Genomic DNA, 22,405 nt, shown 5'->3' with positions numbered 1-22,405 from the left:
GGCAGGCTCGGCGGCATGTCTAGAACTCCCCGGTCCGGTCGGTCCGCAGCCGCTCCAGCACCACCAGGGCCACGGCGCACACCAGCATCAGAATCGTCGAAAGGGCCATCGCCTGGCCGTAGTTCATCTCCCCCGGCCGCCCCAGCAGCCGCGCCACGGCCACCGGCAGCGTCGGACTGTCGGGCCTCGCGATGAAGACCGTCGCCCCGAACTCCCCGAGCGACACCGCGAACGCGAACCCGGCAGCGACCAGCAGCGCCCGCCGCACCATCGGCAGGTCCACCTCGCGCCACACCCGCCACGGCGACGCCCCGAGCACGGACGCCGCCTCCCGCAGCCGTACGTCCACCGCCCGCAGGACCGGCAGCATGGTCCGTACGACGAAGGGGACGCCGACCAGCGCCTGCGCGAGCGGCACCAGGATCCAGGAGGAGCGGAGGTCCAGCGGAGGCTCGTCCAGCGCGATCAGGAACCCGAAGCCGACCGTCACGGCGGACACCCCGAGCGGCAGCATCAGCAGGGCGTCGAAGCCCCGCACGAAGCGGCCCGCGTCACGCCGGGTGAGCGCGGCCGCGGCCAGCCCGCCGATCACCACCGCGATGGCGGTGGCGGCGACGGCGTACTGGAGGGAGTTGCCGATCGCCTCGATCGGCGGAACCAGGAAGGTACCGCCGTCCGCACGGGTCAGCGCCCGGTAGTAGCCGAGACCGGACGCGCCGAGCGACCGCTCGACCAGGACGGCCAGCGGCAGCAGGATCAGCCCGGCGACGGTGACCAGGACCCCCGCCAGCAGCGCCCACTGCCCGGCACCGCGCGGGCGGCGCGCGGTCGTGGCCGCGTCCACCAGCCGCAGGCCGGTCTCCCGCCGCCGCACCGTCCAGGCATGCACGGCGAGGACGGCGGCGACCGCCACGAACTGGACCAGCGTGAGCACGGCGGCCGTGGACAGGTCGAAGACCTGGGAGGTCTGCCGGTAGATCTCCACCTCCAGGGTGGAGAAGGCGGGGCCGCCGAGGATCTGGACGACGCCGAAGGAGGTGAAGGTGAACAGGAACACCATCAGCGCGGCGGCGGCCACGGCGGGTGCGAGCGCGGGCAGCGTCACCTGCCGCCACGCCTTCGGCCGTGAGGCGCCGAGCATCCGCGCGGCCTCCTCCTGCCGCGGGTCGAGCTGCGACCACAGGCCGCCCACGGTGCGGACGACGACGGCGTAGTTGAAGAAGACGTGCGCGAGCAGGATCGCCCACACCGTGGTGTCCAGGCGCACACCCCACAGCTCGTCCAGCAGCCCACCGCGCCCGACCAGGGCCAGGAACGCCGTACCGACGACGACCGTCGGCAGCACGAACGGCACGGTCACCACGGCCCGCAGCACCTGTTTGCCGGGGAAGTCGAGGCGGGCGAAGGCATAGGCGCCGGGCAGGGCGATCAGCAGGGTGAGCGCGGTGGAGGCCAGCGCCTGCCAGGTGGTGAACCACAGCACCTGCCGGACGTCGGACTGCCCCAGCACCTCCCCGATCCGCCCGAGCCGCCAGGCCCCGTCGACCTTCAGTCCACGCGCGACGATCGCGGCGACGGGGTAGGCGAAGAACGCCGCGAAGAACGCGACGGGCACGGCCATCAGCCCGAGCCGCGCCGCGCTCCCGCGCACGTTCCTCACCCGTTCCACCCGCTTCACCTCACGACGAGCGAGGTCCACGACTTGACCCACTGGTCGCGGTTGTCTGCGATCTCGGCCGGGTCCATGGTCCGCGGCTTCTCGGCCGGCGGCCCGAACTTCCGGAACGCCTCGGGGATCGCGGCGTCCTCGCGCACCGGATACACGAACATGTTGAGCGGCAGGTCCTCCTGGAACTGCTTGCTCAGCATGAAGTCGAGGAGCGCCTTGCCTCCCTCGGGGTTCCGGGCGTTGCTCAGCAGACCGGCGTACTCGACCTGGCGGAAGCAGGTGCCCTGGGCGACACCGGTCGGCGCGGTGACCGGCTGCGGGTCGGCGTAGATCACCTCGGCGGGCGGGGAGGAGGCGTAGGAGACGACGAGCGGACGGTCGCCCTTGGCCTTCTTGCCACCGGACGAGCCGGAGAACTCCTCGTTGTACGCCTGCTCCCAGCTGTCGACGACCTTGACGCCGTTGGCCTTCAGCTTCTTCCAGTAGTCCTGCCAGCCGTCGTCCCCGTACTCGGCCGCGGTGCCGAGCAGGAAGCCGAGGCCGGGCGAGGAACCGGCGGCGTTCTCCGTGACGAGCAGGTCCTTGTACTCGGGCTCGATCAGGTCGTCGAAGGAGTCCGGCGGGGTCAGCTTGTGCTCGCTGAAGTACGCCTTGTCGTAGTTGACGCAGATGTCGCCGGTGTCGACGGGCGTGACCCGGTGGTCGGTGTCGGTCCGGTACGCGGCGTCGACCCGGTCGAGCCCCTTCGCCTCGTACGGCTGGAACAGCCCGTTGTCCAGGGCCCGCGACAGCAGCGTGTTGTCGACGCCGAAGAAGACGTCGCCCTGCGGGTTGTCCTTGGTGAGGACGGCCTTGTTCACGGCCTGCCCGGCGTCGCCGTCCTCCAGGACCCGGACCTTGTAGCCGGAGCTCTTCTCGAAGGCGGCGATGACGTCCTTCGAGACGGCCCACGAGTTGTGGCTGACGAGGGTCACGCTCTTGGAACCGCCGGACCCCCCGCCGTCCCCGTCGGACGACGATCCGCACGCGGCGAGGCCGCCGGCCATGCCCAGCCCGACGGCGAGGGCGGTGACCTTCTTGGTGATGCTCACTGGATTCCTCCTGGGTGACCAGGAGAAGACGCGGCCCCGCCCGGAACCCCTGGCGAGGTCTCGGGCAGGGCGCAACAGCTCGAGTGGTGACCGATCTCCCTACCCAGAATGACCTGGGCCAGGTTCGGAGGGTCTGCGGCCGGTGCCGCACTCTCAGCGCTGTGGCGCTCCCCTGTCGGAATATGAAGATGTGATTTCTGTCAGGTCGTACTTCCGCCGGTCAGGTTACCGCTCGCTCGCGGCGAGCTGACCGCACGCCCCGTCGATCTCCTGGCCACGGGTGTCCCGGATGGTCACCGGCACACCGTGCGCCGCGATCGCCTCCACGAAGGCCTTCTCGTCCTCGGGCCGCGAGGCGGTCCACTTGGAGCCGGGCGTCGGGTTGAGCGGGATCAGGTTGACGTGCACCGGCCTGCCCTTGAGCAGCCGCCCCAGCCGGTCACCGCGCCAGGCCTGGTCGTTGATGTCACGGATCAGGGCGTACTCGATGGACAGCCGGCGCCCCGACTTCGCGGCGTACTCGAAGCCCGCGTCCAGCACCTCGCGCACCTTCCACCGCGTGTTCACGGGGACGAGGGTGTCACGCAGCTCGTCGTCGGGCGCGTGCAGCGAGATGGCGAGACGGCACTTGAAGCCCTCGTCGGAGAAGCGGTGGATCGCCGGGACCAGACCGACCGTGGAGACGGTGATGCCGCGCTGCGACAGCCCCAGCCCGTCGGGCTCGGGGTCGGTGAGCCGGCGGATGGCCCCCACGACGCGGTTGTAGTTGGCGAGGGGCTCGCCCATGCCCATGAAGACGATGTTGCTGAGCCGCGCCGGCCCACCGGGGACCTCGCCGTCCCTGAGCGCCCGCATCCCGTCCACGATCTGGTGCACGATCTCGGCGGTCGACAGGTTCCGGTCCAGGCCGGCCTGGCCGGTGGCGCAGAACGGGCAGTTCATGCCGCAGCCCGCCTGGGAGCTGATGCACATGGTCACCCGGTCCGGGTAGCGCATGAGGACGGACTCGACGAGGGTCCCGTCGAACAGCTTCCACAGCGTCTTGCGGGTGGTGCCCTGGTCGGTCGACAGATGCCGGACGACGGACATCAGCTCGGGCAGCAGAGCCTCCCGGAGCCCCTCACGGGAACCGGCCGGGATGTCGGTCCACTGCTCGGGGTCGTGCGCGTACCGCGCGAAGTAGTGCTGCGAGAGCTGCTTGGCGCGGAACGGCTTCTCGCCGATGGCGGCGACGGCCTCCTTGCGCTCCGCAGGCGTGAGATCGGCGAGATGCCGCGGCGGCTTCTTGGCTCCGCGCGGGGCGACGAATGTGAGTTCTCCGGGCTTAGGCATGGCCCTACCAGTGTCGCAGACATACGGAGAGGGACCCGCCGCCCTGTGGACAACGGGTCCCTCTCCGAAGAAACAGCAGGTCAGCCGAGCGCGGCGGTCAGCCGGACCCTACGAAGATCACCAGCAGCAGCCACACCACCGGTGCCGTCGGCAGCAGGGAGTCCAGGCGGTCCATGATGCCGCCGTGACCCGGCAGGAGGGTGCCCATGTCCTTGATGCCGAGGTCGCGCTTGATCATGGACTCGCCGAGGTCGCCCAGGGTCGCGCTGACGGCGACCGCGAGGCCCAGCAGCAGGCCCTGCCACCACGCGCCGCCGTCGATGGCGAACTGCATGCACAGCGCGCCCGCCGCCATCGCGAAGGCGACCGCGCCGAGCAGGCCCTCGCGGGTCTTGCCGGGGCTGATGCGCGGGGCGAGCTTCGTCTTTCCGAAGCGCCAGCCGACGGCGTACGCCCCGGTGTCGCTGACGACGGTGAGGACCAGGAAGGTCAGGACCCGCCAGGGGCCGTCGTCCGCCATGAGCATCATCGCGACGAACGTGGCCAGGAACGGCACGTAGAACGCGGCGAACAGGCCCGCGGTGACGTCCTTGAGATAGCCCTCGGGCGGTTCGGTCATCCGCCAGACCAGGACCGCCAGCGCGGTCAGGGCCATGGCGACCCACGCGCCCTCGGAGCCCCGCACATACCCGGCGACGACCATCGCCGCGCCGCCGACGGCGAGCGGCACGAGGGGCGCCTTGATGCCCTTGCGCTCGTCCAGCCGCTTGGTCAGCTCCCACAGGCCCACCACGACGGCGATCGCGATCACACCGACGAAGACGGCCTTGACGACGAACAGCGACGCGATGATGACCACGCCGAGTCCGACGCCGACCCCTATCGCGGCACCCAGGTCGCGCCCCGCGCTCTTCTTCTGCGGCTGGGGCTGCGCCGGCTGCGGGACGTCGGGCATGGGCTCCGGATTCCGCGGCGCCGCCGCATACGGCTGCGCCGACTGGCTCTCGTCGAACAGGGGACCGCTCAGCCGAGCGGCCCCCTGGTCGTCGTCCTGGTCACCGCCGTGGTCGGGTACGTCGGGCACGATGGGCATGGGGCGAGTCTGCTGCGCGTAGTGCGCATCGTACGCGGGACCCGCCGGGGCAGCGCCCTGGACAGGTCCCCGGTCGGACGGCCCCCAGTACCCGGCTTGTGGCGGCGCTCCCCAGGAAGAGTCGTTCATCAGACCTCGAGCAGTTCGGCTTCCTTGTGCTTCAGGAGCTCATCCACCTGGGCGACGTACTTGGCGGTGGTGTCGTCGAGCTCCTTCTCCGCACGGCGGCCCTCGTCCTCGCCGACCTCGCCGTCCTTGATGAGCTTGTCGATCGCGTCCTTGGCCTTGCGGCGCACGGAGCGGATCGAGACCTTGGCGTCCTCGCCCTTGGCCTTGGCGACCTTGATGTACTCGCGGCGGCGCTCCTCGGTCAGCTCGGGGAACACCACCCGGATGATGTTGCCGTCGTTGCTCGGGTTGACGCCCAGGTCGGAGTCGCGGATCGCCTGTTCGATGTTGCGCAGGGCGCTCTTGTCGAAGGGGGTCACCACGGCCATGCGCGGCTCGGGCACGGAGAACGAGGCCAGCTGGTTGATCGGCGTCAGCGCGCCGTAGTAGTCGGCCACGATCTTGTTGAACATCGCCGGGTGCGCACGGCCGGTGCGGATCGCGGCGAAGTCCTCCTTGGCGACCACGACGGCCTTCTCCATCTTCTCCTCGGCCTCGAGGAGGGTCTCTTCGATCACCACTTGCTCCTGCGTGTCTTGAGTAGGCCCGGCTGCGGTCCCCTGTCGGAGCTGCGGCCGGCTGCGTCGCGTTCTTCCTGCACGGTTCCCGACCGGCGGGACATTGTCCATCCCCCGGCCCGGTCCCGCCCCGTCCGTCCCCCGGACAGGTGGCGTCCGCGGACAGGGGGTGCTTCTCCGGTCAGTCCCGGCTGTCCTGGTCACCCACAAGCGTGCCGATCTTCTCACCCTTGACGGCGCGGGCGATATTGCCCTCCTTCAGCAGTTCGAAGACCACGATCGGGAGGCTGTTGTCGCGGCAGAGCGTGACGGCCGTCGCGTCGGCGACCTTCAGGTCGCGGGTGATGACCTCGCCGTAGCCGAGCGCGTCGAACTTGACGGCGTCCGGGTTGGTCTTGGGGTCGGAGTCGTAGACCCCGTCCACACCGTTCTTGCCCATCAGCAGCGCCTCGGCGTCGATCTCGAGGGCGCGCTGGGCGGCGGTGGTGTCGGTGGAGAAGTAGGGCATGCCCATACCGGCGCCGAAGATGACCACGCGGCCCTTCTCCAGGTGGCGCACGGCGCGCAGCGGGATGTACGGCTCGGCGACCTGGCCCATGGTGATGGCGGTCTGCACGCGGCAGTCGACGCCCTCCTTCTCCAGGAAGTCCTGGAGGGCCAGGCAGTTCATCACGGTGCCGAGCATGCCCATGTAGTCGGAGCGGGCGCGGTCCATGCCGCGCACCTGCAGTTCGGCGCCGCGGAAGAAGTTGCCGCCGCCGATGACGACGGCGATCTGCGCGCCGTCGCGTACGACGGCCGCGATCTCGCGGGCGATGGCGTGCACCACGTCGGGGTCGACGCCCAGGCCCCCACCGCCGGAGAAGGCCTCTCCGGACAGCTTCAGCATGAAGCGGCCGCGTACTTTGCCGTCGTCGCTCTTCTCGGCCTTGGTGGTCATGGAGATCTCGCCTCTTTTACGTGGTCACACACACGAAGAAGGCCACTGCCGGTGGGGGCGTGTTTCGCATCCCATACGCGGCAATGGCCTCCTCGTCAGATCTGCTGTCGTCCGCCGCACGCGCGTGCGCCAGGGCATGCGCGGACGGCGCCGACGACTGCTGTCGACCCTACCGGGGTCGCGCGTCCGTCGCGGTACGGACTCAGATGCCGACCTTGATGCGCGTGAAGCGCTTCAGGGTGACACCGGCCTCTTCCAGCACCTTCTGGACGGACTTCTTGTTGTCCAGGGCGTAGGGCTGGCCGAGCAGGGTGGCGTCCTTGAAGAAGCCGTTGAGGCGACCCTCGACGATCTTCGGCAGGGCGGCCTCGGGCTTGCCCTCGGCGCGGGTGGTCTCCTCGGCGACACGGCGCTCGGACTCGACGACCTCGGCCGGGACGTCCTCCTTGGAGAGGTACTTCGGCGCGAAGGCGGCGATGTGCTGGGCGACGCCCTTGGCGATCTCGGCGTTCGGCTTGTCCAGCTCGACGAGGACACCGATCTGCGGGGGCAGGTCGGGCATCGTGCGGTGCATGTACGCGGTCACGAAGCCGCCGGAGAACTGCGCGAAGCGGTCCAGGACGATCTTCTCGCCGAGGTTGGCGTTGGCCTCGTCCACGAACGCCTGGACGGTCTTGCCGGGCTCGATCTCGGAGGCGAGGAGCGCCTCGATGTCGGCCGGGGCGGCCTTGGCGACGTGCTCGGCGATGGCCGTGGCGACGTTCTGGAACTTCTCGCCCTTGGCGACGAAGTCCGTCTCGCACTTCAGCTCGACCAGAACACCCGAGGTGTTGTCGTCGGCGATGATCGAGACGACCGCGCCGTTCTCGGCGGAACGGCCCTCGCGCTTGGCGACGCCCTTCTGGCCCTTGATGCGCAGCGCCTCGACGGCCTTCTCGACGTTGCCCTCGGCCTCGTCCAGCGCCTTCTTGCAGTCCATCATGCCGGCGCCGGTGAGCTCACGGAGCTTCTTGACGTCGGCGGCGGTGTAGTTCGCCATGATTCCGGAATCTCTCTCGAAGTCTGAAGATCTACGGGCGCCGGACGGCGGGGGCTTCGTGGGCCCCCGCCGTCCGGAACCCGGAGGTGGTGAGGGGTCAGGCCTGCTCGGCGTCCGCGGCGGGGGCCTCGGCGGCGGCCGGAGCCTCCTCGGCAGCCGGAGCCTCCTCGGCGGCCGGAGCCTCGGCCGGCTTCTCGGCCTCGGCGGCGGGCGCCTCCTCGGCCTTCTTCTCGCCCTCGAGCAGGTCGCGCTCCCACTCGGCCAGCGGCTCGCCGGCGGCCTTCTCGCCCTTGTCGCCGGTGGCGGCGCCGGAGCGGGCGATGAGGCCCTCGGCGACGGCGTCGGCGATCACGCGGGTGAGCAGGGTGACGGAGCGGATCGCGTCGTCGTTGCCCGGGATCTTGTAGTCGACCTCGTCGGGGTCGCAGTTGGTGTCGAGGATGGCGACGACCGGGATGTTGAGCTTCCGGGCCTCGCCGACCGCGATGTGCTCCTTCTTGGTGTCCACGATCCAGACGGCGCTGGGCACCTTGGACATCTCGCGGATACCGCCGAGGGTCTTCTCCAGCTTGGCCTTCTCGCGGGAGAGGACCAGCAGCTCCTTCTTGGTGAGGCCGGAGGCGGCCACGTCCTCGAAGTCGATCTGCTCGAGCTCCTTGAGGCGCTGCAGACGCTTGTAGACGGTCGAGAAGTTGGTGAGCATGCCGCCCAGCCAGCGCTGGTTGACGTAGGGCATGCCGACGCGGGTGGCCTGCTCGGCGATGGCCTCCTGCGCCTGCTTCTTCGTGCCGACGAACATGACCGTGCCGCCGTGGGCGACGGTCTCCTTGACGAACTCGTAGGCGCGGTCGATGTACGACAGCGACTGGAGCAGGTCGATGATGTAGATGCCGTTGCGCTCGGTGAAGATGAAGCGCTTCATCTTCGGGTTCCAGCGACGGGTCTGGTGACCGAAGTGGACGCCGCTCTCCAGCAGCTCCCGCATCGTGACGACGGCCATGGCCGTATCTCCTTGGTGTTCTCGGTTGTGCCGCGTGAGCCGGACGGCTCCCGCGCCTGACGCCCGCGACGCGCCTGCCACAAGGGACCGAGGGGCGCTGACACGAGCCTTGACCGGCCTCGTGTCGGGGCGTGCGAAGTCGACCCGGTGACCCGGATCGCCATCAGAAGTGTACGGGACCCGCGGGGCCCCGGGTGACGCGGCTGTCCACAACCGGGGAGCGCTCCACAGGACGGAGCGGTGACCGGCCGGGGTGCGGGACGGTTTCGGCATGCGAACGAGGCGGTGGGTGAGCGGGCGATGCGTGACCGGGCGGTGGGTGAGCGCGGGTGTGTGGGTGGTGGTGCTGCTGAGTGTGGTGGCCCCGGGACCGCCGGAGGCGGGGCGGGCGTCGAACACCAAAACGGCTGCTGCTGCGGCGGTGGTGGCCGAAGGTGCGGACCGGCTCCCGGACCCCCCGGACCCCGGAGTGCCTGCCGTGGCGCGCGGCTGGCCGGTCGGTGACCGGCCGACGGTGCTGCGGGGCTGGGAGCCCCCGGCGACCCCGTACGGCCGGGGCCACCGCGGTGTGGACCTCGCCGCGCCGGCCGGAGCGCCGGTGCGGGCGGTGGCGGCCGGGACGGTGTCGTTCGCGGGGCGGGTGGCGGGGAGGGGGGTCGTCTCGGTGGAGCTGGCGGGGACGGGGGATCCGCCGCTGCGGACGACGTACGAGCCGGTGGCGGTGTCGGTGGAGAAGGGCGAGGAGGTCGCGGCGGGCGGGGTGCTCGGCACGGTCGAGCCGTCGGGCTCGCACTGCGCGGGCTGCCTGCACTGGGGCCTGTTGCGCGGCGACGTCTACCTGGACCCGCTCTCCCTGCTCCCGCCGTGGCTGCTCGACGCGGGACCCGCGGTGCTGCTGCCGGTCCTGGGCGTCCCGGGCCCCGCCGGCCCACGGGCACAGGGACGTCAGGCATACGTACCGCGTCAGTGAGGGGCACGGACGCCACCCGGCGACTGCTGCCGGTCGCTGGCCTCGCACCTGCCGGAGCGCCCGGGCATCTGGTGCACCGCGAGCGCGGGGAACGAAAAACCGGCGGCCCTGCGAGGCAGAGGCAGGCGTCACCCTGCGGATGCGAGCCGCCGAGTGACTCCAGCGGGGCACTGGGCCTACACCGGCCGGGCATCTGGGTGCGCCGCGAGCGCGGCTACGGAGGCCGGGCACCGGCCTTATGGGGAGCCGTCGCCCTGCGGGTGCGCGCTGCCCTACGGCTCCTGCGAGGCACCGGCCGAGGCACTTGGGCGCCCGGTGCACCGCCGCACGGTGCCACTGACGCCGGCCATGAGGCCGGGCATCACTCTGTGGTTGCGGGCCGTCCGACGGCTCCCGCAGGGCACCGGCCGGAACGCCTGGTGCCTGATGCGCCACGGGCACGGAAACCGACCCCGGGCACCGGCCCTGCGGACGGGCATCACCTGAGGATGCGAGCAGCCCGACGACTCCAGGCCGGGCATGGGCCACACACCGGCCGGAACGCCTGAACACCTGGTGCGCTGCGAGCGCGGGAACGGACGCCGGTCCTGCGGGCCGCAGGGGGCGTCAGCCTCGTACGCCTCGTAGGGCCATGGAGACCGCCGCCTCCGTGATCGCGTCCGGCTCTTCCGCCGCGCCCAGCTCGATCCGCCGCACGGCCGCGTCGACGACTCCCTGCAGCAGCATCGCCGCCAGCCGCGGCTGGGCGTGGCCCATCTCCCCCAGCGCCTCGACGATCATGGCGATCAGTCCGCCGTGCGCCGCGCGGATCTTCTCCCGCGCGCCGGCGTCCAGCTCGCTCGCGGAGATCGCCACGACGGCCCGGTGCCGCCGGTCCCCGACGAGGTCGAGCTGCTTGCGGACGTACGCCTCGACCTTGCCCTCGGGGGCCGTCTCGCGCTCCATCGCCGCCTCGACCTCCGCGGCCCAGACCGGGAAGTCGACGGCGCACAGCTCCTCGACGACCGCCGCCCGGGACCGGAAGTACTCGTAGACGGACGACCGGGCCAGGCCCGTGCGCTCGGCGAGGGCGGGGAAGGTCAGCGCCTCCGTCCCGCCGTCGGACAGCAGGGAGCGAGCCGCGTCCAGCAGGGCGGCACGCTGCATCGACCGGTGCTCGGCCACGGAGGCCGCTCGAATCCTTGGCACGTCACCACTTTACGGACGCGGGCCCGCCTCCGGGAGTCGCTCACCCGGCCGCACGACCGCCGACCGGGTCACCGGGCGTGCCCGCCATCGGGCCGACCGCCGGGCTCCCGGGCAGGTCAGCGGCCGAATCCGGCGAGCTTCGCGCGCAGTTGCAGCACCGACTTGGTGTGGATCTGGCTGACCCGGCTCTCCGTCACACCCAGCACGTTGCCGATCTCGGCGAGGGTGAGGCCCTCGTAGTAGTAGAGCGTGACGACGGTCTTCTCTCGCTCCGGCAGCGTGTTGATCGCCCGGGCCAGCAGCCGCCGCAGCTCCCGGTCCTCGGCGACCTCCACCGGATCGTCCGCGGCGGTGTCCTCCAGCGTGTCCATGAGGCTCAGCCGGTCCCCGCCCTCGCTCCCGGCGTGCAGCAGCTCCTCCAGGGCCACCACGTTGGCCAGCGACAACTGGCTGAAGACCGCGTGGAGGTCCTCGACGGCGATTCCCATCTCGACGGCCACCTCGCTCTCCGAGGGGGTGCGGCGCAGCCGGGCCTCCAGGGTCGCGTAGGCACGCTCGACGTTGCGGGCCTTCTGCCGGACCGACCGCGGGATCCAGTCCAGCGCCCGCAGTTCGTCGATCATCGCGCCCCGGATGCGAGTGATCGCGTACGTCTCGAACTTGATCTCCCGGTCGACGTCGAACTTCTCGATCGCGTCGATCAGCCCGAACACTCCCGAGGAGACGAAGTCCGCCTGCTCGACGTTGGGCGGCAGTCCCACACTCACCCGGCCCGCCACGTACTTCACGAGGGGCGAGTAGTGCAGGATCAGCTGTTCCCGCAGCCGCTCGTCCCCCGTCGCCTTGTACGACCGCCACAGCTCGTCGAGCGTCGAGGGGGCGGGCGGTCGCACGCTGCCACCGTCGCGGGCGGCTGGGGGGAGCGCCGCCCGGTCGGACCCGGAGGTGTGCTGGGGCATTCGTCGCCTTGTGCCGTTCTGCCGTGATCTGGTGTGCCTGGTGAGGCCGCCGGTCTGCCGTCTGGTTGTCGCCTGTTGTCAGGAACTGCGTGGGGGTCATCGTGAGCGTAGCGTGACTGGACTGTCGCGGTGCGCGAAGAGCATAGGGACGCCGGTACGCAGATACGTTCCGCTGAACGCCCTACAGGGGGGACGATGATCGCTCTGCGTGATCACTCGAATACCCCAACTGCCGGGAATCCCAAGGGCGTCGGGGTTCCCCCGGACGGCCGAACACGCAGGGTCAACACGTGCGCCGGCCGCCGCGGACCGAGATCATCGCCTGGCGTGTCAACTTCCAGCCGTCGCCGTGTCGTTCGACGTAACCAAGTGCTCGAAGCTCGTACAGTCTCGCGATCGCGTCGTCCGGTGTGGTCTGGGCCCGGCGCGCCACCTCGGCCGCGGTCGCCGATCCTCGCGCGGGGAGCCCGGCCAGCACCTGTCGGATGCGGTGTTCCAGCAGGTCGGTGGGGAGCACCGGCCCGCGCCGGTCCGGGGGCAGCTCGCCCATGTCGCCGACCAGTTCGACGACCTCGGCGGCGTCCCCGACGAGGACCCCGTCGCCGCGCAGCAGCTCGTGGACTCCCCCGGAGAGCGCGCTGGTGGCCGGTCCGGGGACGCCCATCGTGTGCCGGCCCAGGCGCTGGGCGGCCCGCGCGGTGACCAGCGAGCCGCTGCGGTACGCGGCCTCGACGACCACCGTGCCCCGGGTGAGCGCGGCGATCACCCGGTTGCGGAGGATGAATCTGCTCGGCGTCGGGTGATCGCCCGGCGGCAGCTCCCCGATCACCAGCCCCTGCTCCGCGATTCTGCTGATCAGCTTGGCGTGGCCGGGCGGGTAGGGGCGGTCGACTCCGCAGGCCAGCACGGCCGCCGTGGCGCCGCCCGCGCCGAGGGCGCCCCGGTGGGCGGCGCCGTCGATCCCGTAGGCGCCGCCGGAGACCACGACCCAGCCGCGTTCCGCCAGGTCGGCGGCGAGGGTGGCGGCCATGTGCGCCCCGTACTCGGTGCAGGCGCGGGCGCCCACGACGGCCACCGACCTGAGCGCCCACACGCGCAGATTCGGCCTGCCGCGCACCCACAGCCCGAGGGGCCGGGCATCGCCCAGGTCGTCGAGCTGGCCGGGCCATTCGCTCGTCCCGGGGGTCACGAACCGCGCACCCGCCGCCCGCGCGACCGCGAGGTCCCGGCGTGGGTCGGCGCGCACGGCCCGGGCGCGGAGCCCGGCCCACCGTTTCGCGCTCACGCCCGGCAGGGGGCGCCCGCCCTCGCGCAGCCGGCGCACCACCTCCGCGACGCCCCGCTCGCGCACCCACCGTCCGCCGGTCTCGTCGCCGGGTTCGACGACCCTGGTGAGGAAGACCCGGCCGAGCAGCTCGTCGTCGTCCGTCGGGGAGCCGGCCGAGCCGACGTCGTCCCCGCGCCCCTCGTCCCCACGGGCGTCGAGACCGTCTCCTGCCACCTTGCCCTCACCCGCCGCTCCCCCGCTCATGCCGGCGCCCCCAGGGTCATGAGGGCGCCCCGCGGCACGCCGGTGCGCAGTTGCAGCGCCAGGGCGACGTCGCCCGCGTCGGGGCGGTCGTGGCCGACGAGGTCGGCGACGGTCCAGGCCACGCGCAGCACCCGGTCGAGACCGCGGGCGGTGAGCACGCCCCGCTCCAGGCTGCGCTCCGCCTCGTCCATCGCGCCTGGAGCGGCGTGCCAGCGGCTGCGCAGCTCCCGTCCGGGCACCTCGCTGTTGGTCCCCCACGGCGTGCCCTCGAGGCGCAGGGCCGTCCGCTCCCGGGCCGCCCTGACCCGGTCGGCGACCGTCGCGGTGCTGTCGCCGCGGGAGCCGTCCCCGGCCAGCTGGCCGCGGGTGAGGCGGTCCACCTCGACCCGGAGGTCCACCCGGTCCAGCAGGGGGCCGGACAGTCTGGCCTGATAGCGACGGATGGCGGAGGGCGGGCACTCGCACAGCTCGTCGGTGCGCGAGAACCGCCCGCACGGGCACGGGTTGGCGGCGAGCACCATCAGGAACCGCGCCGGGAAGCGCACCACGCCCGCGCTGCGCGCGATGACGACATGCCCGGACTCCAGAGGCTGGCGCAGGGCGTCGAGGGCGTGGCTGCTGAACTCCGGTGTCTCGTCGAGGAACAGGACGCCGCGGTGCGCGAGCGAGACGGCGCCCGGCCGCGCGATGCCGGGCCCGCCTCCGACCAGGGCCTGCATCGTGGCGGAGTGGTGCGGCGCGCAGTAGGGGGCCGCGTCGATGAGCGGTTTGCCCGGCGGCAGCAGGCCGGCCACCGAGTGCACCGCGGTGACCTCCAACGACTCGGCCCGGCGGAGCGGGGGCAGGATGGCCGGCAGCCGCTCGGCGAGCATGGTCTTGCCGGCGCCGGGCGGGCCTTCCAGGAACAGGTGGTGGCCGCCGGCCGCGGCGACCTCGACCGCCGTGCGCGCCGATTCCTGGCCCACGACGTCGGCGAGGTCGTGGGCGTGCTCGTACTGCGCCGCGCCCATGCTGTGCATCCCGGTGGCGGCGCCGGTGCCGGGCATGCGCAGGCCCGCGAGGAGCGGATCGGGCCTGCCCTCCTCGTCCCGCTCCTCCTCGGGCACGGGCTCGTCGGCGAGGACGGCGATGAGCTGGCGCAGGCTGCGCACGCCGAGCACCGAGACGCCCGGCACCAGGGACGCCTCGGCGGCGGCGCACTCCGGCACGACGACCTGCTCGTACCCGGCCTCGGCGGCGGCCAGGACCGCCGGCAGGATGCCGCGCACCGGACGCACCCGTCCGTCCAGGCCCAGCTCGCCGATCATCACGATGTCGGCGAGGACCCGGGGGTCGATCCGCTCGGCGGCGCCGAGTACCGACGCCGCGACCGCCAGGTCGAAACCGCTGCCGCTCTTGGGCACCGACGCCGGGCTGAGTCCCACCGTCAGCTTCTTCTGGGGCCACTCGGCGCCCGAGTTCACGACCGCGGCCCGGACCCGGTCCCGGCTCTCGGTCAGGCTCTTGTCGGGCAGCCCCACCAGCGTGAACGCCGCCACACCGGGCTCCAGGTCGGCCTGGACCTCGACGACCACGCCTTCGACGCCGACGAGCGCCACGGAGCACGTACGCGCGAACCCCATCACGCCACCCCCTTGGCGTGCTCGACCACCGGGGCGCCGCGCCGCGGGAGGAGAACCCCGACCAGGTCGATGCGGACGCCGCCGGGCGGGGCGCCTCCGTGCGCGTGGATCCAGCGTTCGGCGAGGCGCCTCAGCCGGTCCGCCTTGTCGGGGGTCACCGCGGCCATCGGGTGCTCGAAGGAGCCGGCCCTGCGCGTCTTGACCTCGCAGACGACCAGGACGTCCCCGTCCCGGGCCACGATGTCGATCTCCCCGGTCCTGCCGCAGCGCCAGTTGCGCTCCAGGACCGTCATGCCGGCCCCGGTCAGCCTGCGGGCGGCGAGCGTCTCGCCGTACCTGCCCATCGCACCTCGTGCGTTCATGTCGGCACCACCTCCGGCGCCAACGATGAGGGCAGCTCAGCGAGCTGTTGGATCTTGGTGGACGGTCACGCGCTTGTGGAGAACCCGGTCACCCGCGCGGGTGCGGACTTCGGGGCCGTCAGCCGCCGGGGAGCTCCAGGTCGCTCTTGTTCAGCTCCTCGATGTTCACGTCCTTGAACGTGAGGACGCGGACCTGCTTGACGAAGCGGGCCGGCCGGTACATGTCCCAGACCCAGGCGTCGGCCATGGAGACCTCGAAGAACACCTCTCCCTGGACCGAGTGCACCTGCATCTCGTAGTCATTGGTGAGGTAGAAGCGCCGCTCGGTCTCGATCACGTATTTGAACAGACCGACGACGTCGCGGTACTCCCGGTAGAGCTTCAGCTCCATCTCGGTCTCGTACTTCTCGAGGTCCTCGGCGCTCATGGCATGTTCCCCTTCAGCCGTGCGGTCCCACCATTGTGCGCCAGTCCCGTGAGCCCCTAGACGATTTCGGTGTCCAGGGTCACCGGCCCGGCGGGCGGACCTTCGTCGAGCAGCTTGCGCAGCAGCTCGGCGAGTCTGGTCGGATACACCGTCTCATGTGCCCGGGTCAGTTCCCGACACGTCCACCAGCGCGCTCCGGCGACGCTGCGCCGCTCCAGTTCGGTCAGGCCGAGGGCCCGGGTCGTGGTCTGGCTGGTCCGGGCCAGGTAGTACCACTCGTCCTGGTCCCAGCGACGGCCCGCGAAGGGGAAGGAGCACCGGCGCCGCCACAGCACCGGGCCCAGCTCGATGTCGGTGATGCCGGTCTCCTCGGCCAGCTCCCGCCGTGCGGCCTCCTCGCGGGTCTCGTCGCCCTCCACGCCGCCGCCCGGGGTGAACCACCAGTCGTCGGCCGGGTCGTCGGGTTCGTGACCGTGCAGGAGCAGGATGCGGTCCTCGGAGTCGAGCAGCACCACCCGGGCGACCCTGCGCAGTCCGCCCTCGTAGGTGTCCCGCCCGGCCGGTGGCGTCTCAGCGGCCACCGGTGCTCCCCGTCCCGGTCCGGGCGCGGGCGGCCGCGGCCCGCTTGGCGAACGGTCCGTACGCGGCGCCGCCGAGGATGAGCACGGCACCGGCGACGACCAGGGCCACCACCGTGCGGAGCGGGCCGGGCGACGAGAGGCCGCCCAGCGCCTCGAAACCGGTCGGGCGCTCCAGCATGCCGTTCATCGGCCAGACCACGGCGTCGACGCGGGCGTCCACGGCGCCGCGCGACACGGTGCCGCCGGCGGCGTCGGTGAGGTGGGCGGTGGAGTCCACAGAGTTGTCCCGCTCGTCGCCGAGCAGGAACAGGCGGCCCTCGGGCACGGTGACGGTGGGGAAGTCGCTGATCTCGGCCGGCGTACCGGCGGGCAGGTACGGCTCGTCGATCGCCTTGCCGTTGACCTTGAGCTTGCCTTCCTGGCAGCAGGAGACGGTGTCCCCGCCGACGGCGACGACCCGCTTGACCATCGGGGCGTTCGCCCAGGTCGCGTCCTTGAAGACGACGACGTCGCCACGGCGGACGTCGGCGCCTTCGATGCGCTGCGCGAGCACCCGGTCACCGGCGCCGATGGTCGGCGCCATCGAACTGGTGGGGACGGTGTAGGGGCGGTAGACCACCGCTCCCCAGGCGAACCCTCCGAGGAACAGCACCAGACCGAGTGCCACGGCGAGGCCGGACAGCCGCTGCCCCGTCCGGCTGCCCACCGGGGCCTTGCTCCCGCCGCCGCCACGCGGGGCCGTACGTGTCGTGCTCTCGCCACCCATGAAGCCGCACCTTACCCGGCGGTACCGGAACGGGGCAGCCCCTCCCGGAGCGGAGGCGACCACCCTCACGAGGCCCCGGCCGGGCCGAACGCACCGCCCGACGGAAGCGAAGCGGGGGGCGGCCGTCTTCTCGGCGAGTCCCGGCGTGTTCGTCGGTCGCGGCGAGATCGACGGGTTCCGACGGACTCAGCGGGTCGCAGCCGCGGACTCGACGGACCTCGGCGACTCGCCGAGCCCCGCACGGCCAGGCGGCCCGCCCCGCCTCAGTTCTCAGTGCGTCTCCGCCGCGTCTCAGCGCGTCTCCGCCGCGGCGATGCGCCGGCGGCGCCACCAGACGACCGGGACGACACCGGCGAGCGCCAGTCCCTGGGGGGCGACCGACAGCGCGGCGGCGGCCGAGGAGCGGGTCTGCGGGCCGTCCGCCTGCAGACCGTCCTGCTCGAAGGTCTCGGGGACCGGCAGGTTGTCCCAGCGGTTCATCGGCCAGGCGATCACGATGGCCCGGCCGACGACCTCCTCCACCGGGACCATGCCGCCGTGCTTGTCGGACTGGTTGTAGCGGGAGTCGCGGGAGTTCTGCCGGTGGTCGCCCATGACCCAGATGGAGCCCTCGGGGACCTTCACCTTGAACTGGCCGCCCTGGTCGTCCTGGCTGCACGGCGTGTTGCCCGGGTAGACGTACGACTCCTCGTTCAGCGCCTTGCCGTTGACCTTGAGCGGGCCCGTGCCCTCGCACTCGACGGTGTCGCCGCCGACCCCGATGACGCGCTTGATCAGGTCCTTCTCGTCGGCGGACGGCATCAGGCCGACCCAGCTGAGGACCGTCTGCAGCGCGTTCGGGTCCGGCGTCGGCTCGCCCGCGAGCCAGTTGTCCGGGTCGTGGAAGACGACGATCTCGCCGCGCTCGGGCTCGGAACCGAACCAGGGGGTGAGCTTGTCCACCAGGACACGGTCATTGATCGTGAGCGTGTTCTGCATCGAGGCGGACGGGATCGAGAACGCCTGCACCAGGAAGGTCTTGATCAGCAGGGCGAGCACCAGCGCGATGCCGATGAGGATCGGCAGTTCCTTCCAGAAGGAACGCTGCTTCTTGGCGGCCTTGGTGCTGGGGGGCGGCGTCCCGCCCACGCCCTCGTCCTGCGTCCCGCTCTGTTCGTCCGTCACCCTGCCGTCCTCGGTCCCGGAGTCGTGTCCGAAGGCCGGGGCGCCGTCCGGGGCCGGGCCGGCCGACCCCACGGGGCGTCCGCGGTTCTCCTCGCCGTCGTGTCCGGACCGTGCGCCAACCGCCACATCCCCCACGCCAACTCCTCACTCTCTGCCACCGCCTGCGCCTCACCCGGTGCAGGCCCACCACTCCCATAACGAGCGGGAGTTCCGCAGGGGTCGGGAGTTGAATCATCGCGTTCGGATCGTAGGGGGCAACCCTATGCGACAGTTCGGGGGCGGCGGTCGAGGCGGAGGCCGAGTCGGACACGGACGCGTACGTTTTCGGTTCCTCCAGGGTGGTCCAGTGCCCGAACGGCCAGGCGATCACCATCGCCCGCCCCACCACCTCGTCCTCGGAGACCGTGCCGAAGTCGGTGTCCTGGTGGGCGCGGGAGTCGGCGGAGTTGGACCGGTGGTCGCCCATCACCCACAGGCGCCCCTCGGGGACCGTGACGTCGAAGGGCGTCCGGGAGGGGACGTCACCGGGGTACAGGTAGTCCTCGTTCAGGGGGACGCCGTTGACCGTGACGCGTCCCTGGGTGTCGCAGCACTTGACCCGGTCCCCGCCGACGCCGACGACCCGCTTGATGAGGTCCTTCTCGTCGTCGGACGGCAGCAGCCCGATGAAGGCCAGACCTTCCTTGACCTGCTTGACGACCACGGGGTCGTCCTTCTTGGTGGTCTGCTCGCCCTGGAGCCAGCCGCCGGGATCGCGGAAGACGACGACGTCCCCGCGCTGCGGCTCGGAGCCGAACCAGGGGGTGAGCTTGTCCACCAGGACGCGGTCACCGATCCGGATGGTCTGCTCCATGGAGCCCGAGGGGATCACGAACGCCTGGACCAGAAAGGTCTTCAGCACCAGCGCTATGAGAACGGCCACGCCGATGAGGAGCGGTATCTCCTTGACCGCGCTTCGCCTGCGGCGTCGCTTGACCTTGCGCTGCAGTTTTCGCCGCTCGGCCCGGGACCGGCCGCCGGACGGCGGGCCGGTGCGCCGCGAGCCGGTGGGCAGCAGGTTCTCGGTGGGGCTGCTGGGAGCCCCCCGCGGTTTGCCCCGGCTACCCATCGGCGCCCTCGGACCGGCGCGCACCACCGGCCGCTCCGTCCAGCGCACCACCGGCCGTACCGCCGGACACGTCGTCCCCCGTACCCGCGCCCACTCCGTCCGCCTCCCCCGCCTCCGCCTCCGGCACCCGCCCGTAGGCGTCCGGACGGTCCAGGTGGGTCGCGTGGCCGAAGGGCCAGACGATCCAGTCGGCGCGGCCGATCACCTCGTCGACCGGGACCATGCCGCCGCCCGGCGAGCCCAGGTGGTCCCGGGAGTCGCTGGACGCGGACCGGTGGTCGCCGAGGACGAACAGGGTGCCGTCGGGGACGACGACGTCGAAGGGCACCGTGGACGGGCGGTCGCCGGGGTGGAGGAAGGCCGACTCGTCGACCGACTGGCCGTTCACCCGGAGCCTCCCCTCCCTGTCGCAGCACACCACGTGGTCCCCGCCCACACCGACAACGCGTTTGATGTAGTCGCCGTGCCCGAAGAGCCCGGTGCCGTCGAAGACGACGACGTCTCCCCGCCGCGGCCCGTCACCGAAACGGTACGCCAACTTGTTTACGAGAACCCGGTCCCCGATCCTCAATCCGCGCTCCATGGACCCGCTGGGGATCTGGAACGGCTGGAGCACGAAGGTGCTCAGCAGCAGCAGGAAGGCGAGCAGTGCCAGGAGGGTCACGGTGATCCGGCCGCCCGGCACCCACCGCGCGATCCACCCCGTGAACGCGGAACGCGACCGTTCCTCCGGTCCCTCCGGTTCCGAGGGCTGCTCGGAGTCGGAAGGGCGGGAGGAGCGGTCGCGCTCCGTGTGCTGTGCTTCGGTGTCCATCGGGGCCAGATGCTATCCGGCCCCGGCGCGGACCTCGGAGGGCGCTCAGCTCTCGCGCTTCTCCTTGATCTTCGCGGCCTTGCCGCGCAGCTCGCGCAGGTAGTACAGCTTGGCGCGGCGGACGTCACCGCGGGTGACGAGCTCGATCTTCTCCACGATCGGGGTGTGCACCGGGAAGGTGCGCTCGACGCCGACGGAGAAGGAGACCTTGCGGACCGTGAAGGTCTCGCGCACGCCGGCGCCCTGGCGGCGGATGACGACGCCCTTGAACTGCTGCACACGGGAGCGGTTGCCCTCGATGACGCGCACGTGGACGTTGACGGTGTCGCCGGGGCGGAAGGCCGGGACGTCGCTGCGCAGCGACGCGGCGTCGACGGAGTCGAGCAGGTGAGACATTTCGTCTGCTTTCTTCGCTGATGCCACAGGTCATCAGCGGAAACTAGGTGTTTCGGAATCAGGGTCGTGCGGGTCGGGACGGGCGTCGTCTCCCCCTGTGGCAGGGGCGCGCTCCGGACGGACGCACAACAGCCGCCTATTCTTCCATGCCGGGGGTCCTGCGCCAAAATCGGCCGTACGGCTCCCCCTCCGGGTCGGGCTCCCAGCCCAGGATGGAGAGCATCTCGCGGTCCTTCTTGTCGAAGGCCGCGGGCTCGCACCGCTCGATCAGGTCGGGCCGGTTGGCCGTCGTGCGCCGCAGGGCCTCGTCCCGTCGCCAGCGGGCGATCTTGCCGTGGTGGCCGCTGAGCAGCACGTCCGGGATGCCGCGCCCGCGCCACTGCGGCGGCTTGGTGTGGACGGGGCCCTCCAGGAGGTTGGCCATGGCGCCGGGGGCGAAGGAGTCGTCCCGGTGGGACTCGGCGTTGCCGAGGACGCCGGGCAGCAGCCGGGCCACGGCCTCGGTGACGACGAGGACGGCCGCCTCGCCGCCGGCCAGGACGTAGTCGCCGATGGACACCTCGAAGACCGGCATCCGGGTCGCGTACTCGTCGATCACCCGGCGGTCGATGCCCTCGTAGCGGGCCGGGGTGAAGATCAGCCAGGGCCGCTCGGAGAGGTGGCCGGCGAGTTCCTGGGTGAAGGGCCGGCCGCTGGGCGTGGGGACGACCAGGGCGGGCGCGCCCGAGCCCGTCTCGTAGCCGTCGGCCAGGACGGCGTCCAGCGCCTCGCCCCACGGCTCGGTCTTCATCACCATGCCGGGACCGCCGCCGTACGGGGTGTCGTCGACGGTGTTGTGGCGGTCGTACGTCCACTGCCGCAGGTCGTGCACGTGGACGTCGAGCTGCCCACGCGCGCGTGCCTTGCCGACCAGGGAGACGTTCAGCGGTTCCAGGTACTCGGGGAAGATCGTGACGACGTCGAGCCGCATCACGCGCCGTCCCCTTCTTCGCCTTCTTCGGCGGCGTCTTCTTCGGCGGCGTCGCGCGAGGAGGCGATCTCGGCTCGGTCGTCGATCAGGCCGGGCGGCGGGTCGATGACCGCGCGCTGCTCGTCGAGGTCGATCTCGGTGACGATCTCGGCGACGAACGGCACATAGACCTCGCTGCCGTCGGGCCGCTCCACGACGAACAGGTCCTGCGTGGGCAGGTGGGAGATCTCCGTGATGCGGCCGACCTCGGTGCCGTCCTCGGTCACGACGTCGAGGTCGATCAGCTGGTGGTCGTAGTACTCGTCCTCGTCCTCGGGACGCTCGTCCGGGTCGACGTCGGCGATCAGGAGGGTGTTGCGCAGCGCCTCGGCGCCGGTGCGGTCGTGGACGCCGGCGAAGCGCAGCAGGAGCCGGCCGCTGTGGACCCGGCCGGTCTCGATGGTGAGCGGCCCCGCGGAGGCGGGGTCGGTGGCCAGGACGGCACCGGGGCCGAGCCGCAGCTCCGGCTCGTCGGTGCGGACCTCGACGGTGACCTCGCCCTTGATCCCGTGGGCGCGGCCGATGCGCGCGACTACCAGCTGCACTGTGGTTGATCTCCTGTCGGAACTGCGGCGAGCCGTACGGGACTGCTGCCGTACGGGGCTCACAACGACTGCGGGCCGGGGACGGCCCAGTGGCCCTCCCCGGCCCGAGCCGG

At 71.7% G+C, this 22,405-nt stretch carries 22 protein-coding genes, 1 pseudogene and 1 riboswitch; of the genes and pseudogenes, 1 reads left to right on the top strand and 22 read right to left on the bottom strand.

Annotated features, from left to right (window positions below):
* Positions 1 to 19: 19 nt before the first annotated feature.
* The 8 genes from ACFZP7_RS25085 to rpsB all read right to left on the bottom strand — a co-directional run bounded on the left by ACFZP7_RS25085 (position 20) and on the right by rpsB (position 8,850).
* On the bottom strand, positions 20 to 1,699 hold the full coding sequence (locus tag ACFZP7_RS25085; protein WP_385635823.1) for an ABC transporter permease: 1,680 nt from the start codon (positions 1,697 to 1,699) through the stop codon (positions 20 to 22).
* Complete coding sequence (locus ACFZP7_RS25080; protein ID WP_385635820.1) at positions 1,675 to 2,760, bottom strand: thiamine ABC transporter substrate binding subunit; 1,086 nt, start codon at positions 2,758 to 2,760, stop codon at positions 1,675 to 1,677. The genes ACFZP7_RS25085 and ACFZP7_RS25080 overlap by 25 nt, the downstream gene beginning before the upstream one ends.
* Positions 2,761 to 2,838: 78 nt before the next feature.
* Positions 2,839 to 2,944: riboswitch (TPP riboswitch) on the bottom strand.
* 41 nt (positions 2,945 to 2,985) lie between these two features.
* Positions 2,986 to 4,092 (bottom strand): 23S rRNA (adenine(2503)-C(2))-methyltransferase RlmN, encoded by a 1,107-nt coding sequence (gene rlmN / locus ACFZP7_RS25075; RefSeq protein WP_019328881.1) that lies wholly within the window; start codon positions 4,090 to 4,092, stop codon positions 2,986 to 2,988.
* A 97-nt stretch (positions 4,093 to 4,189) separates the two neighbouring features.
* Positions 4,190 to 5,314 carry a phosphatidate cytidylyltransferase gene (locus tag ACFZP7_RS25070; protein WP_385635817.1) on the bottom strand — a complete coding sequence of 375 codons (1,125 nt, stop codon included), beginning with the start codon at positions 5,312 to 5,314 and terminating at the stop codon, positions 4,190 to 4,192.
* Positions 5,314 to 5,871: a ribosome recycling factor gene (gene frr, locus ACFZP7_RS25065; protein ID WP_029394086.1), complete on the bottom strand. Its 558-nt coding sequence runs from the start codon at positions 5,869 to 5,871 to the stop codon at positions 5,314 to 5,316. Before frr ends, ACFZP7_RS25070 begins: the two co-directional genes overlap by 1 nt.
* Positions 5,872 to 6,052: 181 nt before the next feature.
* Entirely contained in the window at positions 6,053 to 6,811 is a 759-nt protein-coding gene (gene pyrH, locus ACFZP7_RS25060; protein WP_019328876.1) for a UMP kinase, read from the bottom strand.
* A 202-nt stretch (positions 6,812 to 7,013) separates the two neighbouring features.
* Positions 7,014 to 7,850 carry a translation elongation factor Ts gene (gene tsf / locus ACFZP7_RS25055; protein ID WP_019328875.1) on the bottom strand — a complete coding sequence of 279 codons (837 nt, stop codon included), beginning with the start codon at positions 7,848 to 7,850 and terminating at the stop codon, positions 7,014 to 7,016.
* Positions 7,851 to 7,947: 97 nt separating this feature from the next.
* Positions 7,948 to 8,850 carry a 30S ribosomal protein S2 gene (gene rpsB, locus ACFZP7_RS25050; protein WP_019328874.1) on the bottom strand — a complete coding sequence of 301 codons (903 nt, stop codon included), beginning with the start codon at positions 8,848 to 8,850 and terminating at the stop codon, positions 7,948 to 7,950.
* A 271-nt stretch (positions 8,851 to 9,121) separates the two neighbouring features.
* On the opposite strand from rpsB, the gene ACFZP7_RS25045 reads away from it, so the two are divergent.
* On the top strand, positions 9,122 to 9,820 hold the full coding sequence (locus tag ACFZP7_RS25045) for a murein hydrolase activator EnvC family protein (RefSeq protein ID WP_385635814.1): 699 nt from the start codon (positions 9,122 to 9,124) through the stop codon (positions 9,818 to 9,820).
* 606 nt (positions 9,821 to 10,426) lie between these two features.
* Here the strand turns inward: ACFZP7_RS25045 and ACFZP7_RS25040 are convergent.
* The 14 genes and pseudogenes from ACFZP7_RS25040 to rimM all read right to left on the bottom strand — a co-directional run bounded on the left by ACFZP7_RS25040 (position 10,427) and on the right by rimM (position 22,292).
* The gene (locus ACFZP7_RS25040) at positions 10,427 to 10,984 is read right to left on the bottom strand and encodes a TetR/AcrR family transcriptional regulator (RefSeq protein ID WP_030971615.1); all 558 of its coding nucleotides are present in this window, start codon (positions 10,982 to 10,984) and stop codon (positions 10,427 to 10,429) included.
* A gap of 140 nt (positions 10,985 to 11,124) precedes the next feature.
* Positions 11,125 to 11,967 carry an RNA polymerase sigma factor WhiG gene (gene whiG, locus ACFZP7_RS25035; protein ID WP_029394084.1) on the bottom strand — a complete coding sequence of 281 codons (843 nt, stop codon included), beginning with the start codon at positions 11,965 to 11,967 and terminating at the stop codon, positions 11,125 to 11,127.
* 283 nt (positions 11,968 to 12,250) lie between these two features.
* Positions 12,251 to 13,498, bottom strand: a complete 1,248-nt coding sequence (gene dprA, locus ACFZP7_RS25030; RefSeq protein WP_385635812.1) for a DNA-processing protein DprA — start codon at positions 13,496 to 13,498, stop codon at positions 12,251 to 12,253.
* Positions 13,495 to 15,120, bottom strand: coding sequence for a YifB family Mg chelatase-like AAA ATPase (locus ACFZP7_RS25025; RefSeq protein ID WP_385635809.1), 1,626 nt, complete (start codon positions 15,118 to 15,120; stop codon positions 13,495 to 13,497). Before ACFZP7_RS25025 ends, dprA begins: the two co-directional genes overlap by 4 nt.
* Positions 15,120 to 15,482 carry a YraN family protein gene (locus ACFZP7_RS25020; protein WP_385631293.1) on the bottom strand — a complete coding sequence of 121 codons (363 nt, stop codon included), beginning with the start codon at positions 15,480 to 15,482 and terminating at the stop codon, positions 15,120 to 15,122. The genes ACFZP7_RS25025 and ACFZP7_RS25020 overlap by 1 nt, the downstream gene beginning before the upstream one ends.
* Positions 15,483 to 15,600: 118 nt before the next feature.
* Positions 15,601 to 15,909, bottom strand: coding sequence for a DUF2469 domain-containing protein (locus tag ACFZP7_RS25015; protein ID WP_003965949.1), 309 nt, complete (start codon positions 15,907 to 15,909; stop codon positions 15,601 to 15,603).
* 56 nt (positions 15,910 to 15,965) lie between these two features.
* Positions 15,966 to 16,490, bottom strand: coding sequence for an NUDIX hydrolase (locus ACFZP7_RS25010; RefSeq protein ID WP_030971609.1), 525 nt, complete (start codon positions 16,488 to 16,490; stop codon positions 15,966 to 15,968).
* The gene (gene lepB, locus ACFZP7_RS25005) at positions 16,480 to 17,256 is read right to left on the bottom strand and encodes a signal peptidase I (RefSeq protein WP_385635806.1); all 777 of its coding nucleotides are present in this window, start codon (positions 17,254 to 17,256) and stop codon (positions 16,480 to 16,482) included. Before lepB (ACFZP7_RS25005) ends, ACFZP7_RS25010 begins: the two co-directional genes overlap by 11 nt.
* Positions 17,257 to 17,547: 291 nt before the next feature.
* A complete protein-coding gene (gene lepB, locus ACFZP7_RS25000) occupies positions 17,548 to 18,555 on the bottom strand; it encodes a signal peptidase I (protein WP_046249475.1) in 1,008 nt (335 codons plus the stop codon).
* Positions 18,446 to 19,528 (bottom strand): annotated as a pseudogene (gene lepB / locus ACFZP7_RS24995) (signal peptidase I); the annotation flags it as partial. The gene lepB (ACFZP7_RS25000) and the pseudogene lepB (ACFZP7_RS24995), both read right to left, overlap by 110 nt.
* Positions 19,521 to 20,342 (bottom strand): signal peptidase I, encoded by an 822-nt coding sequence (gene lepB / locus ACFZP7_RS24990; RefSeq protein ID WP_385635802.1) that lies wholly within the window; start codon positions 20,340 to 20,342, stop codon positions 19,521 to 19,523. The pseudogene lepB (ACFZP7_RS24995) and the gene lepB (ACFZP7_RS24990), both read right to left, overlap by 8 nt.
* A 45-nt stretch (positions 20,343 to 20,387) precedes the next feature.
* Entirely contained in the window at positions 20,388 to 20,738 is a 351-nt protein-coding gene (gene rplS, locus ACFZP7_RS24985; RefSeq protein WP_016432403.1) for a 50S ribosomal protein L19, read from the bottom strand.
* Positions 20,739 to 20,874: 136 nt separating this feature from the next.
* Positions 20,875 to 21,708, bottom strand: coding sequence for a tRNA (guanosine(37)-N1)-methyltransferase TrmD (gene trmD, locus ACFZP7_RS24980; protein ID WP_385638518.1), 834 nt, complete (start codon positions 21,706 to 21,708; stop codon positions 20,875 to 20,877).
* On the bottom strand, positions 21,708 to 22,292 hold the full coding sequence (gene rimM, locus ACFZP7_RS24975) for a ribosome maturation factor RimM (protein ID WP_385635800.1): 585 nt from the start codon (positions 22,290 to 22,292) through the stop codon (positions 21,708 to 21,710). Before rimM ends, trmD begins: the two co-directional genes overlap by 1 nt.
* Positions 22,293 to 22,405: the final 113 nt, after the last annotated feature.

The sequence above is a fragment of the Streptomyces sp. SudanB5_2050 genome (genome assembly GCF_964272335.1).
Taxonomy (GTDB): Bacteria; Actinomycetota; Actinomycetes; order Streptomycetales; family Streptomycetaceae; genus Streptomyces; species Streptomyces rochei.
This window is presented reverse-complemented; position numbering and strand designations above follow the sequence as displayed.

Excerpts from the sequence above, each read along its gene's own strand:
- rpsB (WP_019328874.1), bottom strand. The coding sequence starts at position 8,850 with ATGGCCGTCGTCACGATGCGGGAGCTGCTGGAGAGCGGCGTCCACTTC.
- rplS (WP_016432403.1), bottom strand. The coding sequence starts at position 20,738 with ATGTCTCACCTGCTCGACTCCGTCGACGCCGCGTCGCTGCGCAGCGAC.
- whiG (WP_029394084.1), bottom strand. The coding sequence starts at position 11,967 with ATGCCCCAGCACACCTCCGGGTCCGACCGGGCGGCGCTCCCCCCAGCC.
- lepB (WP_385635806.1), bottom strand. The coding sequence starts at position 17,256 with ATGGGTGGCGAGAGCACGACACGTACGGCCCCGCGTGGCGGCGGCGGG.
- dprA (WP_385635812.1), bottom strand. The coding sequence starts at position 13,498 with ATGAGCGGGGGAGCGGCGGGTGAGGGCAAGGTGGCAGGAGACGGTCTC.
- rlmN (WP_019328881.1), bottom strand. The coding sequence starts at position 4,092 with ATGCCTAAGCCCGGAGAACTCACATTCGTCGCCCCGCGCGGAGCCAAG.
- ACFZP7_RS25020 (WP_385631293.1), bottom strand. The coding sequence starts at position 15,482 with ATGAACGCACGAGGTGCGATGGGCAGGTACGGCGAGACGCTCGCCGCC.
- lepB (WP_385635802.1), bottom strand. The coding sequence starts at position 20,342 with ATGGACACCGAAGCACAGCACACGGAGCGCGACCGCTCCTCCCGCCCT.
- pyrH (WP_019328876.1), bottom strand. The coding sequence starts at position 6,811 with ATGACCACCAAGGCCGAGAAGAGCGACGACGGCAAAGTACGCGGCCGC.
- ACFZP7_RS25015 (WP_003965949.1), bottom strand. The coding sequence starts at position 15,909 with ATGAGCGCCGAGGACCTCGAGAAGTACGAGACCGAGATGGAGCTGAAG.
- ACFZP7_RS25045 (WP_385635814.1), top strand. The coding sequence starts at position 9,122 with ATGCGAACGAGGCGGTGGGTGAGCGGGCGATGCGTGACCGGGCGGTGG.
- ACFZP7_RS25025 (WP_385635809.1), bottom strand. The coding sequence starts at position 15,120 with ATGGGGTTCGCGCGTACGTGCTCCGTGGCGCTCGTCGGCGTCGAAGGC.
- ACFZP7_RS25070 (WP_385635817.1), bottom strand. The coding sequence starts at position 5,314 with ATGAACGACTCTTCCTGGGGAGCGCCGCCACAAGCCGGGTACTGGGGG.
- tsf (WP_019328875.1), bottom strand. The coding sequence starts at position 7,850 with ATGGCGAACTACACCGCCGCCGACGTCAAGAAGCTCCGTGAGCTCACC.
- trmD (WP_385638518.1), bottom strand. The coding sequence starts at position 21,708 with ATGCGGCTCGACGTCGTCACGATCTTCCCCGAGTACCTGGAACCGCTG.